9 protein-coding genes and 1 pseudogene are annotated in these 14715 nt (G+C 66.7%); 3 read left to right on the forward strand and 7 right to left on the reverse strand.

All coding sequences use genetic code 11. The annotated features are described in order from the left end of the window. Window positions 1–58 precede the first annotated feature (58 nt). The 3 genes and pseudogenes from N4G47_RS12030 to lpdA all read left to right on the forward strand — a co-directional run bounded on the left by N4G47_RS12030 (window position 59) and on the right by lpdA (window position 5629). Window positions 59–2888: pseudogene (locus N4G47_RS12030) on the forward strand (2-oxoglutarate dehydrogenase E1 component). A gap of 38 nt (window positions 2889–2926) precedes the next feature. Then, entirely contained in the window at window positions 2927–4129 is a 1203-nt protein-coding gene (gene sucB / locus N4G47_RS12035) for a dihydrolipoyllysine-residue succinyltransferase (protein ID WP_475287379.1), read from the forward strand. Window positions 4130–4192: 63 nt separating this feature from the next. Beyond that, the gene (lpdA, locus tag N4G47_RS12040; RefSeq protein WP_008264626.1) at window positions 4193–5629 is read left to right on the forward strand and encodes a dihydrolipoyl dehydrogenase; all 1437 of its coding nucleotides are present in this window, start codon (window positions 4193–4195) and stop codon (window positions 5627–5629) included. 144 nt (window positions 5630–5773) lie between these two features. Here the strand turns inward: lpdA and N4G47_RS12045 are convergent, their stop codons facing one another. From N4G47_RS12045 to asnB, 7 genes are all read right to left on the reverse strand, one after another. Then, a complete protein-coding gene (locus tag N4G47_RS12045; protein WP_475287381.1) occupies window positions 5774–6016 on the reverse strand; it encodes a hypothetical protein in 243 nt (80 codons plus the stop codon). After that, entirely contained in the window at window positions 6013–6225 is a 213-nt protein-coding gene (locus N4G47_RS12050; protein ID WP_107230906.1) for a hypothetical protein, read from the reverse strand. The genes N4G47_RS12045 and N4G47_RS12050 overlap by 4 nt, the downstream gene beginning before the upstream one ends. Window positions 6226–6377: 152 nt before the next feature. Beyond that, on the reverse strand, window positions 6378–7967 hold the full coding sequence (locus N4G47_RS12055) for an alkaline phosphatase D family protein (protein ID WP_475287384.1): 1590 nt from the start codon (window positions 7965–7967) through the stop codon (window positions 6378–6380). Further along, window positions 7967–10210 carry a TonB-dependent receptor family protein gene (locus tag N4G47_RS12060; RefSeq protein ID WP_475287386.1) on the reverse strand — a complete coding sequence of 748 codons (2244 nt, stop codon included), beginning with the start codon at window positions 10208–10210 and terminating at the stop codon, window positions 7967–7969. Before N4G47_RS12060 ends, N4G47_RS12055 begins: the two co-directional genes overlap by 1 nt. A gap of 167 nt (window positions 10211–10377) precedes the next feature. Further along, a complete protein-coding gene (locus N4G47_RS12065; RefSeq protein WP_057498262.1) occupies window positions 10378–11808 on the reverse strand; it encodes a replicative DNA helicase in 1431 nt (476 codons plus the stop codon). Window positions 11809–12142: 334 nt separating this feature from the next. Next, window positions 12143–12703 (reverse strand): NADPH-dependent FMN reductase, encoded by a 561-nt coding sequence (locus tag N4G47_RS12070; protein WP_057498263.1) that lies wholly within the window; start codon window positions 12701–12703, stop codon window positions 12143–12145. A 66-nt stretch (window positions 12704–12769) separates the two neighbouring features. Next, window positions 12770–14713 (reverse strand): asparagine synthase (glutamine-hydrolyzing), encoded by a 1944-nt coding sequence (asnB, locus tag N4G47_RS12075; protein WP_107230909.1) that lies wholly within the window; start codon window positions 14711–14713, stop codon window positions 12770–12772. Window positions 14714–14715: the final 2 nt, after the last annotated feature.

Here is a 14715-nt window from a genome sequence, read left to right on the forward strand (position 1 = left end):
TGTTCCTGCCGGGTCCTTCTGAAGCCATACCCCACAAAGCGAATCAGCACCCTCCATCGTGGACAATCTACTGAAGCAGTTTGCGCAATCTTCGCAACTCGCCGGCGGCAACGCCTCCTATGTCGAGGACCTGTACGAGCAGTACCTGGTCTCCCCGGATAGTGTCGATCCCAAATGGAAGACCTACTTCGACGGCTTCAAGGGCCGTGAAGCAGGTGACATCCCGCACTCGGCCGTCATCTCCCACATCGCGGAAGCGGCCAAGGATGCGCTGAAAGCCGGCACCGGCACCGGTGCGGGCGACGAGCGTGAGCGCAACGTCGGTCGTCTGATCACCGCCTACCGTTCGCGCGGCCACCTCGATGCGCGCCTGGACCCGCTGGGCCTGACCAAGCCGGTCAACACCCCGGACCTGGGCCTGCCGTTCCACAGCCTGTCCGATGGCGACCTCAACAGCGAGTTCAGCACCGGCGGCGTCGGTGGCCAGCCGCGCATGAAGCTGCGCGACCTGCTGGCGCGCCTGAAGGCGACCTACACCGGCTCGATCGGTGCGGAGTTCATGCACATCTCCGAGGTCGAGCAGCGCCAGTGGATCTACAAGAAGCTGGAACTGGCCGGTGGCAACTACCAGCTGGACGCTGACACCCAGCGCCGCACCCTGGAGCGCCTGACCGCGGCCGAAGGCCTGGAGCGCTACCTGCACACCAAGTACGTCGGCCAGAAGCGCTTCTCGCTGGAAGGCGGCGACTCGCTGATCCCGATGATGGACACCATCATCCGCAGCGCCGGCAAGGATGGCGTCAAGGATGTGGTGGTCGGCATGGCCCACCGCGGCCGTCTGAACGTGCTGGTCAACACCCTGGGCAAGAACCCGCGCAAGCTGTTCGACGAATTCGAAGGCAAGTTCGAGCACGACGAGCACGCGTCGGCCGGCGACGTGAAGTACCACATGGGCTTCTCCGCTGACGTCGCTACCGACGGCGGCCCGGTGCACCTGGCGCTGGCGTTCAACCCGTCGCACCTTGAAATCGCCGACCCGGTCGTGGCCGGTTCCGTGCGTTCGCGCCAGGAGCGCCGCAAGGACACCGCCCGCAAGCAGGTCATGCCGATCCTGATCCACGGCGACGCGGCCTTCTCCGGCCAGGGCGTGGTCATGGAGCTGTTCCAGATGTCGCAGGCCCGCGGCTTCGCCGTCGGCGGCACCGTGCACATCGTGGTCAACAACCAGGTCGGCTTCACCACCTCCAACCCGCTGGATACGCGCTCCACGCGCTATGCCACCGACGTGGCCAAGATGATCGCCGCGCCGGTGCTGCACGTGAACGGCGATGACCCGGAAGCGGTGGTGTTCGCCGCGCAGCTGGCCTTCGAGTTCCGCCAGACGTTCGCCAAGGACGTGGTCATCGACCTGATGTGCTACCGCCGTTGGGGCCACAACGAGGCCGACGAACCGGCGATCACCCAGCCGCTGATGTACCAGGTGATCCGCAAGCACCCGACCACCCGCGAAATGTACGCCGAGCAGCTGGAAAAGGCGGGCGTGATCGCCGCCGGCGCCGGCAAGGCGATGGTCGATGCCTACCGCGAGAAGCTGGACGCCGGTGAAGTGACCACCGAGCTGGCCAAGGTCGAGAAGACCCCCGAGCAGCCCGCTGTTCGTCGATTGGCCCAAGCTGCTGGAAGGCAAGCTGTCCGATCCGATCTCGACCAAGGTCGAGAAGAACAAGCTGGTCGAACTGGCCAAGCTGATCAACACCATTCCGGACGAAGTGCAGCTGCACTCGCGCGTGGCCAAGGTCTACGACGACCGCCGCAAGATGGCCGCCGGCGAGATCCCGGGCGACTGGGGCTTTGCCGAGAACCTGGCCTACGCCACCCTGCTCGACGAAGGCAATGCACTGCGCCTGGTCGGCCAGGACGTCGGCCGCGGTACGTTCACCCACCGCCACGCGATCCTGCACGACCAGAAGACCGACAACTACTACATGCCGCTGCGGCAGCTGGTGGATTCGCCGGAGAAGGCCACCGTCATCGATTCGCTGCTGAGCGAAGAAGCGGTGATGGCCTACGAGTACGGCTTCTCCACCACCGATCCGAACACGCTGTGCATCTGGGAAGGCCAGTTCGGCGACTTCGCCAACGGCGCGCAGGTGGTCATCGACCAGTTCATCGCCGCCGGTGAAGCCAAGTGGGGCCGCATTTCCGGTCTGACCCTGCTGCTGCCGCACGGCTATGAAGGGCAAGGCCCGGAACACAGCTCGGCGCGCCTGGAGCGCTTCCTGCAGCTGTGCGCGCTGGAGAACATGCTGGTGGTGGTGCCGTCGACCCCGGCGCAGGCCTTCCACATGCTGCGTCGCCAGCAGCACCTGACCACCCGCAAGCCGTTGGTGGTGATGTCGCCGAAGTCGCTGCTGCGCCACAAGCTGGCCGTGTCGACCCTGGACGAACTGGCCAACGGCGAGTTCCAGCACCTGATCGGCGACGCCAACGCGGACGCCAAGAAGGTCAAGCGCGTGGTGCTGTGCTCGGGCAAGGTCTACTACGACCTGCTGGAAGACCAGACCAAGCGTGGCCAGGACGACGTGGCGATCATCCGCGTGGAACAGCTGTATCCGTTCCCGCGTGCGCTGCTGGCTGCCGAACTGAAGAAGTACGGCAAGGCCACCGACGTGGTGTGGACGCAGGAAGAACCGCAGAACCAGGGTGCGTGGTACCAGATCCGCCACCACCTGCAGTTCTGCCTGGCCGATGGCCAGAACCTGCACTACGCCGGTCGCGCACGTTCGGCTTCGCCGGCTGCCGGTCACATGGCTGACCACGTCCGCGAACAGCAGCAGCTGGTCGCCGACGCACTGGTCAACCCGTTCAACGACACGTTCGCTGAATAATCCTCCCCTATTTAGAAGACAAACCAGGAAGCTCCCGCATGGCCACCGAAGTCAAAGCCCCGGTACTGCCCGAATCCGTCGCCGACGGCACCATCGCCACCTGGCACAAGAAGGTGGGCGACGCCGTCAAGCGCGACGAAAACCTGCTTGACCTGGAAACCGACAAGGTCGTCCTGGAAGTGCCGTCGCCGGTCGACGGCGTGATCAAGGAAATCAAGTTCGCCGAAGGCTCGACCGTGACCTCCAGCCAGGTCGTGGCGATCATCGAGGAAGGCGCCGTGGCTGCTGCCCCGGCTCCGGCCGCTGAAGCCGCTCCGGCTGCCGCCGCTGCCCCGGCCGCTGCTGCTCCGGCCGCCGCTGCCGCTCCGGCCCCGGCCGCCAAGTCGGCCGCCGACGCGCTGCCGCCGGGCGCCCGCTTCACCGCCATCACCGAAGGCGTGAACCCGGCCGACGTTGACGGCACCGGCCGTCGCGGCGCGGTGACCAAGGAAGACATCGTCAACTTCGCCCGCAACGGCGGCGCCGGCAAGGCCGGTGGTGCACGCCCGGAAGAGCGCGTGCCGATGACCCGCATCCGCAAGCGCATCGCCGAGCGCCTGATGGAGTCGAAGAACACCACCGCGATGCTGACCACCTTCAACGAAGTCGACCTGTCCAAGGTCTCGGCGGCGCGCAAGGAGCTGCAGGACGAGTTCGTCAAGGCCCATGGCATCAAGCTGGGCTTCATGAGCTTCTTCGTGAAGGCCGCGGCCAACGCGCTGCAGCGCTTCCCGCTGGTCAACGCCTCCATCGACGGCGACGACATCATCTACCACGGCTACTCCGACATCTCGATCGCCGTGTCGACCGAGAAGGGCCTGGTCACGCCGGTGCTGCGCAACGTCGAGCGCATGTCGTTCGCCGACATCGAAAAGACCATCGCCGACTACGCCAAGAAGGCGCGTGACGGCAAGCTGGGCCTGGACGAACTGCAGGGTGGCACCTTCACCGTGACCAACGGCGGCACCTTCGGTTCGCTGCTGTCGACCCCGATCATCAACCCGCCGCAGAGCGCCATCCTGGGCATGCACGCCATCAAGGAGCGTCCGATCGCCCAGAACGGCCAGGTCGTGATCGCGCCGATGATGTACCTGGCGCTGTCGTACGACCACCGCATCATCGACGGCAAGGACTCGGTGCAGTTCCTGGTGGACATCAAGAACCAGCTGGAAAACCCGGGCCGCATGCTGTTCGGCCTGTAAGACACCTCCCGCCCCTCCGCGCCTGCGCGGAGGGGTTCTGGTAATGCATCAAGGAATAATTCAATGGCTGAACAATTCGACGTCGTCGTCATCGGTGCCGGCCCGGCCGGTTACCACGCTGCCATCCGCGCGGCCCAGCTGGGCCTGAAGACCGCCTGCATCGACGCAGCGCTGGGCAAGGACGGCAAGCCGGCCCTCGGCGGCACCTGCCTGCGCGTGGGCTGCATCCCGTCCAAGGCGCTGCTGGATTCCTCGCGCCAGTTCTGGAACATGGGCCACATCTTTGGCGACCACGGCATCAGCTTCAAGGATGCCAAGATCGACGTCGAAGCGATGGTTGGCCGCAAGGACAAGATCGTCAAGCAGTTCACCGGCGGCATCGGCATGCTGTTCAAGGCCAACAAGGTCGCCGCCTACTACGGCTTCGGCGAACTGCAGCCGGGCAACGTGGTCAAGGTCACCCAGCATGACGGCTCGATCGTCGAGCTGAAGGGCACCAACGTGATCATCGCCGCCGGTTCGGATTCGATCGAACTGCCGTTCGCCAAGTTCGACGGCGAGACCATCGTCGACAACGTCGGCGGCCTGGACTTCACCGAAGTGCCGAACCGCCTGGCGGTGATCGGCGCCGGCGTGATCGGCCTGGAACTGGGCAGCGTGTGGAAGCGCCTGGGCGCTGAAGTCACCATCCTGGAAGCTCTGCCGGAGTTCCTGGCCGTGGCCGATGCCGAAGTGGCCAAGACCGCTGCCAAGGAATTCAAGAAGCAGGGCCTGGACATCCGCCTCGGTGCCAAGGTCTCCAAGACCGAGATCACCGGCAAGGGCAAGAAGAAGGAAGTCGTTGTCACCTACACCGACAGCGAAGGCGAAAAGACCCTGACCGTGGACAAGCTGCTGGTGGCCGTCGGCCGTCGCGCCGCCACCAAGGGCCTGCTGGCCGAAGGCACCGGCGTCAAGATCAACGAGCGTGGCCAGATCGAAGTCGACGCGCACTGCCACACCGGCGTCAACGGCGTGTGGGCGGTCGGCGACTGCGTGCGCGGCCCGATGCTGGCGCACAAGGGCTTCGAGGAAGGCATCGCGGTGGCTGAGCTGATCGCCGGCCTGCCGGGCCACGTCAACTTCGACACCATCCCGTGGGTCATCTACACCGAACCGGAACTGGCCTGGGTCGGCAAGACCGAAGCGCAGCTGAAGGCCGAAGGCATTCCGTACAAGGCCGGCAGCTTCCCGTTCGCCGCCAACGGCCGTGCCGTGGCGATGATCGAGCCGGCGGGCTTCGTGAAGATCCTGGCCCACGCCGAAACCGATCGCATCCTCGGCATGCACCTGGTCGGTGCCAACGTCTCCGAGCTGGTGCACGAAGGCGTGCTGACCATGGAGTTCAGCGGCTCGGCCGATGACCTGGCCCGTATCTGCCACGCCCACCCGTCGCTGTCGGAAGTGATCCACGACGCGGCGATGGCGGTCAGCAAGCGCGCCATCCACAAGGCGAACTGATCGTTCGCGGGTCGTGCCGGCCGCTGGCCGGCATCACCCGGATACAAAGAACCCCGCCTCGGCGGGGTTTTTGTTGGCTGCGCCGATGTAGCGCCGAGCCCACGCTCGGCCGCCCTGCAAAGGCCGCCAAGCATCAGCTCGGCGCTACACCTTCCCGACCGGCTTCTTCGGCGGGTCGTCACAGATCCGGTGCTGCATCACCGTCTCGCCAACCTTCCACTCCTTCACCACCCGGCAGTTCTCCTTCTGCGCAGGCTTCTCCGGCGCCTTCAACTCGGCCTTGTCGGCATCGTGCTGGCGCTCCAGGTAGGCCGCGGCTGGCTGCGGCGTGGCCAGCGCCGGTGCGGCCATCAGCAGCATCAACGTCATGATGGCAAGCGGCTTCATGCGGTCACCGGGCCGCCACCGAGCAGGCGCGCCGGCAGCATGAACAGCGCGCGCAGGAAGGCAAACAGTGCCGAGAAGGTGATGCCAACCAGGCGGAACGGCAGGCTCAGCAGCCACACGAACGGCCAGGCGATCAGCGCCAGGATCGCCAGCGGCCAGCACAGCACGAACAGCAGGCACCACACGCCGAGCGCAAACAGGGTCTTCATCACGGTCTCCTTGGGGCGGCACCCTGCCGCCTGCGGACACCTTGGCGCCCTGCCCCGCCACCCGCAAACGATTTGCGACGAAACCCGGCTGGGGGCGATGAAAGCGGTGGTTCATGCGGTTGCCGGCCGGCGGCCGGCACTACCGAACGGATTCACACCGGGACCGCGCCCGGGCGGCCGTGGGTGACCTGGAAGCGGGCCGCCGTGCGCACCGCCGCGTCGGCATGCAGCACGCTGTCGGCAAAGCGCAGTTCGGCATCCACGGTCTGCCGGTTCAGCTGCAGCTTCCACCAGCCACGGCGGTCGCCGTCGAAGTAACGGATATGCGGGTTCTGTGGAATCGACGGCCCGTAGTACGGCCCATACGGCGTATCGTCGCCGCCACTGCTGATCGCCGGGGCAATGAATTCGGTGGCCACGATCGGGGCACCGGCAGCATCGAAATCCAGCTTCAGGTCGTTGACGAAGGTGGAATGCCAGTCGCCACCGAGCACGATGGCGTTGCCCTGCCCGCCGGCCTGCAGCGCCTGCAGCAAACGGTTGCGTGCGGCCGGGTAACCGTCCCAGGCGTCGTTCCAGAAGCGTTCGCGCGGCGTGCCGACGTCCAGCCGCAGCTGCGCCATCAGCAGCTGCTGCACCACCACGTTCCAGCGCGTGCCGCGTGCGGCCGCCATCGACTGGGTGAACCAGGCTTCCTGGCCCAGGCCCAGCATGCTCATGCGCGGGTCCAGCGCTGCCTCGCAGCGTGGCGATTCGCCCACCCCACACGGATTGGCCGGGCGGAACTGGCGACAGTCGAGCAGGGTCAGCTGTGCCAGATCGCCGTAGCGCAGGCGCCGGTGCACGCGCAGGCCGCCGTTGCCGGTTGGCGTGCTGCGCATCGGCAGGTGTTCGTAGAACGCACGATAGGCGGCGGCGCGGCGGACGATGAAGTCCTCCGTCGAGACGCCGGGCTTTTCCGGGTGGATGCCGGAATAATCGTTCTGCACTTCGTGGTCATCCCAGATCACCGCGAACGCGTGTGCGGCGTGCGCGGCCTGCAGATCGGGATCGAGCTTGTACAGCGCGTACTGGTCGCGGTAGCGCTCCAGGCTGATGGTCTCGCCGCTGAAGCGCGCCGCATCCAACGTCTGGCGGCGCGCGTTCTGCAGCGGGCTGTACTCGTACAGGTAGTCGCCCGCATGCAGCACCAGATCCACGTCGCTCTGCGCGATGTCGCGCAGCACCGGGTAGTAGCCGCTGTTCCAGGCCTGGCAGGTGCACAACGCCAGCCGCAGCTGCTGCAGCTGCGTTTCCAGCTGCGGCGCGGTGCGGAAGTGGCCGACCGCACTTTCCTCATCGCCATCGCAGGCGAAGCGGTAATAGTAGTCGCGACCGGGGCGCAGGCCGTTGACCTCCACATGCACCGAATGGGCGAGCTCGGGCACCGCCGCTGCAACGCCACGCTGCACCAACCGGCGCATCCCGGGATCTTCGGCCACGAACCAGCGCACCGGTACCGCTCGCGACGGCATGCCGCCGCCGTTGAGCGGGTCCGGTGCCAACCGCGTCCACAACACCGCGCCCTGCGGATCCGGATCGCCGGCGGCAACGCCGAGGGTGAACGGATCACGTCCCAGCCGCGGCCGCGGACCGGCCGTGGCCAGCCCCGGCATCGCCGCCAGTGCGATCGCCGCCCCCGTGCCCTGCCACGCCATGCGCAGCAAGCGACGGCGGCCCTCCGGATCGACAGGGCCTCGCATCAGAAGCGCACGGTGGCGGTGGCCATCACCTGCCGCGGCGCACCGACCTGCATGGTCGCCAGGCTGCGGGTCGGGTCGGCGGCGTAGGTGCCATTGGTGTTGATCGAAGACAGGTAGCGCTTGTCGGTCAGGTTGGTCAGGTTCAGCGCCACGGTCAGGTTCTGCGCCGGGCCGAGCTTGCCGAAGTCATAGGCCACCGAGGCGTTGACCAGCCAGTAGCTCGGCACCGACACGTCATTGGTGTAGGTCACATAGCGCTTGCCGACGTGGTTGGCGGCCAGGCGCAGGTCCCACGGACCCGGGGTCCAGGCCAGGGTGCTGGCGAACATCCACTCCGGGGTGTCGACGGTCTTCTTGCCACGGGTCGGCACCACGCCGTTGTTCACGTAGTCGTTGTCGTATGTGCTGTCATTCCAGGACAGCGCGTTGGACCAGGTCAGGTCCTGCATCGGCTTCAGCTGCAGGGTCGCCTCGGCGCCGCGGCTGGTCACCGAACCGACGTTGGAGAACAGCGCCGGGCAACCGAGGATGCCCACGCACTGCGCGATGGCCAGCAGGCGGTTGTCGAACTTGACGTCGTACACCGCCACCGAGGCTTCATAGCCCTGGCCGTAGCCGCGCCAGCCCAGCTCGAGGGTGCGCGACTGTTCCGGCTTCAGGTTCTGCGCGCTGGCATCGAAGGCCGCCTGCGGCACGTTGAACGGGCTGCCCACGCCCAGCGCATAGGCGGCGATGTTCTTGGCGAACGAACCGAAGATCTCGTTGCCTTCGTTGAGCTTGAAGTTGAAGCCGGCCTGCGGCAGGAAGCCCTTCTTCGAGGTCAGGCTGCTGTTGTTGGCATAGCTGCCCAGCGGTGTACGCACGCGGGTGCGGGTGTTCGGCGACTTTGCACCGATGTCGATCGTCAGGCGGTCATCGAACAGGCGGAAGCGGTCCTGCACGTAGAACTGGCGGGTGATGGTGGTATAGCGCTGGTGCCACACGCTCTGGTCGGGATTGCGCAGGAAGAAATCGTCGGTGATCGGGCCGTCGATGTAGTAGAAGTTGCGCTGCACGCTGTGGCCGTTGTCTTCGTACCACAGGCCCGCTTCCAGTTCGTGGCCCGCCACGTTCCAGGTGAATGCCGAAGTCACGCCGGTGCGGTCGATTGCGTATTCGGTGGTGCGGATCGAGATCGGGATCTCGCGGCTGGTGCCCGGGTTGGACGGATTGGACGGACTGAACCAGTGGCCCTGGCCACGGTTGCTGTGGTTGTAGACGTTGACCTTCAGTCGCATCGACTCGTTCAGGCCGAAATCGCCGGCGATGCTGGACAGGTCGTCGTTGCGCAGGCCGTGGCCGGAGTAGTACGCATCCCACGGGCTGTTGACGCCGCCGCTGAACGTGCCGCGCGCGGCGGCGACGGCGCGATCCCAGTCCGGCGCGTAGTTGTCCCAGTCCCAACCGAGGCGATCGATCATCTCCAGCGACAGGTCCTGGTAATCGGCCTCGACGCGGCGCGATGCATTGAACAGCGCGGTGATCCTGCTGTCGGTGCCGAAGTTGTAGGTGGCCTTGCCGTTGAACTGCTTCAGCTCCTGCGACCCCTTGCCTTTCCACTTGTCGCCTTCAGAGTAGGCGCCGGACAGGTAGGCGGCAAAGCCCTGGTGTTCACCGGTGTCCAGGCGCGCGTAGCTGCGGCGTGCGCTGTCGCTGCCAAAGCCCTGCGCCAGCACCACGCCGTACTCGGTGGACGGGTCGATCGAATAGAACTGGAACACGCCGCCCAGGTTGCTGGTGGACGGCGTCCCCAGCGCGCCGATGCCGGTGGACACTTCGGCACCGCCCAGGTTCTCGCTGATCACCGCACGGCTGATATGCAGGCCGTTGCTGTTGCCGTAGGCCATGTTGCCCAGCGGGATGCCATCGAGCGTGTAACCCAGGCGGTTCTGGTTGAAGCCGCGCAGGCTGATGGTGGTGGACCACTCATACGCACCGGTGGCATCGGCCGATTCAAAATGCACGCCCGGCTTGGTCGCCAGCAGCTTCAACGGGTTGGCGCCGGGCGGCAGCACCTTCAGGTCCTCGGCGGTCACGCGCTGCACCTGGCGCGCTTCGCCGCGGCCGATCACCGAGACCGAATCGAGCGTGGTGGCCGACTGCACGTCGGTGGCGGGGGCGGTTTCGGCAGCAGCCAGCGATGGCAGCGATGCACAGACCAGCAGAGCCAGCAGATTGCGGCGGAGCGGAGCGTGGGACGGCATGAAGGCGGATTCCTTGGGCACGCTGGACGCCGAAGGGCGGCGTCGAAGGGCAGCAGCGGCGGAATCGTAGAAGCGTCGCGTTACATGTCATTTACACGCCACGTACGCACGTTCGGTGTTTCGAATGGTTTGCCGGCCAGGGGGCCGGCCAGCGGCCGGCCCTACGGCTATTCGAACGAGCCGACCGAGTCGTGGGCCAGGTTGTCGAAGCGGGTGTACTCGCCGAAGAACTTCAGCTTGCACGAGCCGGTCGGGCCACCACGGTGCTTGCCGATGATGATCTCGGCCAGGCCCTTGTCCGGCGAGTTTTCCTTGTTGTAGTAGTCGTCGCGGTAGATGAACACGATCATGTCCGCGTCCTGCTCGATTGCGCCCGATTCACGAAGGTCGGCCATCACCGGGCGCTTGTCGGTACGCGTTTCCAGCGAGCGGTTGAGCTGGGACAGCGCGATCACCGGCACGTTCAGTTCCTTGGCCAGGCCCTTGAGCGAACGCGAGATCTCCGAGATTTCGGTCGCGCGGTTCTCGCTGTTACCCGGCACGCTCATCAGCTGCAGGTAGTCGATCACGATCAGGCCCAGGTCGTGCTCGCGCTTGAGCCGGCGGCACTTGGAACGCAGCACCTCCGGCGACACGCCCGGCGTGTCGTCGATGAAGATCTTGGTTTCCTTCAGCATCTTGATCGCGCTGGTGACGCGGCTCCAGTCCTCGTCTTCCAGCTGGCCGGTACGCAGGCGCTGCGCGTTGATGCGGCCGTTGGAGGAAATCAGGCGCATCGCCAGCTGCGAGGCTGACATTTCCATCGAGAAGACCGCCACGCCCTTCTTCGACTTGATCGCCGCGTACTCGGCGATGTTCAGTGCAAAGGTGGTCTTGCCCATCGCCGGGCGCGCGGCCAGGATGATCAGGTCGGTCGGCTGCAGGCCGGCGGTCATCGCATCAAAGTCGTTGTAGCCGGTCGGCAGGCCGGTGATGTTGCCGCCGTTCTCGAAGCGGTTGCGCAGTTCCTCGAAGGCGTCCTTCAGCGCGCCGGGCATGGCCACGAAGTCGGTGCGGCCACGTGCGCCCTGTTCGGCGATGGCGAACACGCTCTTTTCCGCCGCCGACAGCAGCTCGCTGCTGTCACGGCCTTCGGGCTGGAAGCCATCATTGACGATGTCGGTACCAACCTGGATCAGCTGCCGCAGCACCGCCTTGTCGCGCACGATCTCGGCGTAGGCCACGATGTTGGCCGCCGACGGCGTGGTGCTGGCCAGTTCGACCAGGTAGGCGCCATCGCCGACCAGTTCCAGCTTGCCCTGCGATTCGAACCACTCGCCCAGGGTCACCGCATCGAAGGGCCGCTCGCGCTCGGACAACTCGCGGATCGCCCGATAGATCATCTGATGGTCACGGCGATAGAAATCGCCTTCGGTCAGCTGGTCGTTGACCCGGTCATAGGCTTCCGGCGCCAGCATCAGGCCACCGAGCACCGCCTGCTCGGCTTCCACCGAATGCGGGGGCACCCGCAACTGATCGATGCGCGACTCGTCGCGATCACGATCAAAGCCATCACCGCGCTCTCTGCGGTTGGAACGGAAGCCGGAACGAGCGGACATGCTGCGGTGTTTCCTGCGAAAGTGGGCCGGGCCAGTGTAGGCATGCGCCGACCCCGGCAGCCATGGACAAGCCTGTGGATAAGCCGTGGAAGAACGGGGGATATCCGCCGGTGCCTGGCCATTCTGGCGTGGGGGCGTCGCAATACCTGCGATGGGCGCCGTTGCGGCACCCGAGCGGAGCATTATCGCAGATCAGGCGGCCCGGGTCGGAGCCCGTGCAGACGCGCGCAGGGGGATGTGGGGTCAGAGCCCGCCGCTGCGCGCCGGGGTCCGACCCCGGGCGTGGCAGGGGTCGGATCCCTCTGCGAAGCAGAGGGCTCTGACCCCATCGGCCTCAATCGCCCTTCACGTGCACCGCAATCAGCGCCAGGAACCGGTCCACGTAGCCCTGCAGGAACTTCTGCGTACCTTCGTTGTGGATCGTGCCGTCGGCATCGATCAGGCCGTCCTTGAAGTGGATGAACGCCTCCGGCTGGCCGAGCACGTGCATGTCCAGGAAGGCCAGGCTGTTGCGCAGGTGCTGCTGGGCCACGGCGGTGCCGATCTGGCCGATCGAGGCGCCGATCACCGCCGCCGGTTTGCCGGCGAAGGCACTGTCACCATACGGGCGCGAGCCGATATCGATGGCGTTCTTCAGCACCCCCGGCACCGAGCGGTTGTACTCGGGTGTGACGAACAGCACCGCATCGGCCGCGCGCACCTGATCCTTCAACCGGGTGCCCTGCGGCGGATAGTGGCCATCGAAATCCTGGTCGTACAGCGGCAGGTCGCCGATCTGCACGTACTGGAAGCGCGCGCGGTCACCGGCGATCTTCTCCAGCGCATGGGCCAGCTTGCGGTTGCAGGAGTCCTTGCGCAGGCTGCCGACGAGCACGGCAATGGTGGGGACGGACATCGGGACATACTCCTCACGGTGCGGGAGGCCCAGCCTAGTGGCCGGGCCCGTGCAGGCCGGTGAAGATCAGCCGCCGCTGACGCCTGCGCGCACCTGCCGCCAATGCGCCTGCCAGGCCTGGAACATCAGCACGTTCCACAGATGGGTGTGCCACTTGCGCTGCCCGCCCAGGAACTGCTGCCACAGCGGTTGCACCGCCGCCGCCGACAACACGCCTTCGCGTTCCAGGCGCGCGGGCTGCAGCAGATCGTCGGCCCACGGCCGCAGGTCGCCCTTCAACCAATCGCTGACCGGTGCGCCGAAGCCACGCTTGGGTCGATGCACCATCGACTGCGGTACGTAGCGGCCCAGCACGCGCTTGAGCAGCACCTTGCTGGTGGTTTCGCTGCGCTTGAAGCCCAGCGGCAGCGACCAGGCGAACTCGGCCACGCGCCAGTCCAGCAACGGCGCCCGCGCCTCCAGGCTGACCGCCATCGAAGTGCGGTCGACCTTGCACAGCAGATCGTCGGGCAGATAGCTCACGAAATCGGCCAGCATCATCGCATCGGCCGGGGTGCCGGCGCCGTGCAGGGGATCGGCCAGGTCATAGAAGCTGCCGGCGGCCTGCGCGCCGGGCACGGCGGCGGCCGGATCGCGCCAGCGCGAAATGCGGTTGCGGTAAACGTCGCCGATGCCACGCGCGCCGGTCTCGGCCAGCAGTGCCGCCAACCCACCGGTGCGCGAGGCCTCGCCCTGCTGCTGCGAACGCGCGCCCATCCAGCGCCGCAACGGGCCGGGCACGCGGCCGAGCATCTGCCAGTTGCGCAGCGCGCGCACGTAGCGCGTGTAACCGAAGAACAGTTCATCGCCGCCATCGCCGGACAGCGCCACGGTCACGCCCTGCCGCGCCAGCCGGGCGACCAGCGCGGTCGGTACCTGCGAGGCATCGGCGAAGGGCTCATCGAACATCGCCGGCAGCTGCGGCACCACCGCCAGCGCGTCGGCGCCGCTGACATACAGCTCGGTGTGATCGCAGCCCAGCTGCGCCGCCAGTTCCCTGGCCAAGGGCGCCTCGTCATGGCTCGAATCGCTGAAGCCGATGCTGAAGCTGTGCACCGGCTGCCCGCTCTGCGCCTGCATCAGCGCGGCCACCAGCGACGAATCGGTACCGCCGGACAGGAACACACCGACCGGCACATCGGCCACCATCCGCAGCGCCACTGCATCGCGCAGCAGCGTGTCCAGCTGTTCCTCGGCCTCCTCGATGCGGCCCTGGAACGGCGCGGCCAGTGCCGCCTGCATGCGTGCACGCGCATCCCAGTACGGGCGTTGCGCCTGCTCCGGGCGATGCGCGGCCGCACCGGCAGCAACCATCGCCGCGTCCAGGCGCAGCACGCGGCCGGGCATCAGCTTGTAGCAGCGCTGGTGGATGCTGTGCGGCGCCGGAATGTAGTCCAGCCGCAGCAGCAGGGTCAGTGCGTCGCGGTCGATATCGTTGTCGAAGGCCGGGTGCTGCCACAACGCCTTCAGCTCCGAACCGAACACCAGCGTGTCACCGGCCCAGCCGTAGTACAGCGGCTTCTTGCCGACGCGGTCGCGGGCCAGCCACAGGCACTGCTCCTGACGGTCCCACAGCGCGATGGCAAACATGCCGTTGCAGCGCTGCAGGGTCTCTTCCACGCCCCACTGCAGGATCGCCGCCAGCAGCACTTCGGTATCGGAATGGCCACGGAAGCCATGCCCCAGCGGCTCCAGCTCGGCGCGCAGCGCCGCGAAGTTGTAGACCTCGCCGTTGTAGGCCATCACGTAGCGGCCATCGGCCGAGGCCATCGGCTGGTGGCCCAGCGGGGACAGATCGAGGATGCTCAGGCGGCGATGCGCCAGCGCGATGCCGGACCCGGCATCAACCCAGCTGCCGCCATCATCCGGCCCGCGATGGTGCAGCGCCTGGCCCATGGCCAGCACCTGCGCCTGCAGCGCCTCGGCCGACGCCATCGGCGCCGGCAACAACATTCCCGCCAATCCACACATGC

It is taken from the genome of Stenotrophomonas sp. GSD10 (genome assembly GCF_056172695.1).

Excerpts from the sequence above, each read along its gene's own strand:
- sucB (WP_475287379.1), top strand. The coding sequence starts at position 2,927 with ATGGCCACCGAAGTCAAAGCCCCGGTACTGCCCGAATCCGTCGCCGAC.
- N4G47_RS12050 (WP_107230906.1), bottom strand. The coding sequence starts at position 6,225 with ATGAAGACCCTGTTTGCGCTCGGCGTGTGGTGCCTGCTGTTCGTGCTG.
- N4G47_RS12070 (WP_057498263.1), bottom strand. The coding sequence starts at position 12,703 with ATGTCCGTCCCCACCATTGCCGTGCTCGTCGGCAGCCTGCGCAAGGAC.
- N4G47_RS12065 (WP_057498262.1), bottom strand. The coding sequence starts at position 11,808 with ATGTCCGCTCGTTCCGGCTTCCGTTCCAACCGCAGAGAGCGCGGTGAT.
- asnB (WP_107230909.1), bottom strand. The coding sequence starts at position 14,713 with ATGTGTGGATTGGCGGGAATGTTGTTGCCGGCGCCGATGGCGTCGGCC.
- lpdA (WP_008264626.1), top strand. The coding sequence starts at position 4,193 with ATGGCTGAACAATTCGACGTCGTCGTCATCGGTGCCGGCCCGGCCGGT.
- N4G47_RS12055 (WP_475287384.1), bottom strand. The coding sequence starts at position 7,967 with ATGCGAGGCCCTGTCGATCCGGAGGGCCGCCGTCGCTTGCTGCGCATG.
- N4G47_RS12045 (WP_475287381.1), bottom strand. The coding sequence starts at position 6,016 with ATGAAGCCGCTTGCCATCATGACGTTGATGCTGCTGATGGCCGCACCG.
- N4G47_RS12060 (WP_475287386.1), bottom strand. The coding sequence starts at position 10,210 with ATGCCGTCCCACGCTCCGCTCCGCCGCAATCTGCTGGCTCTGCTGGTC.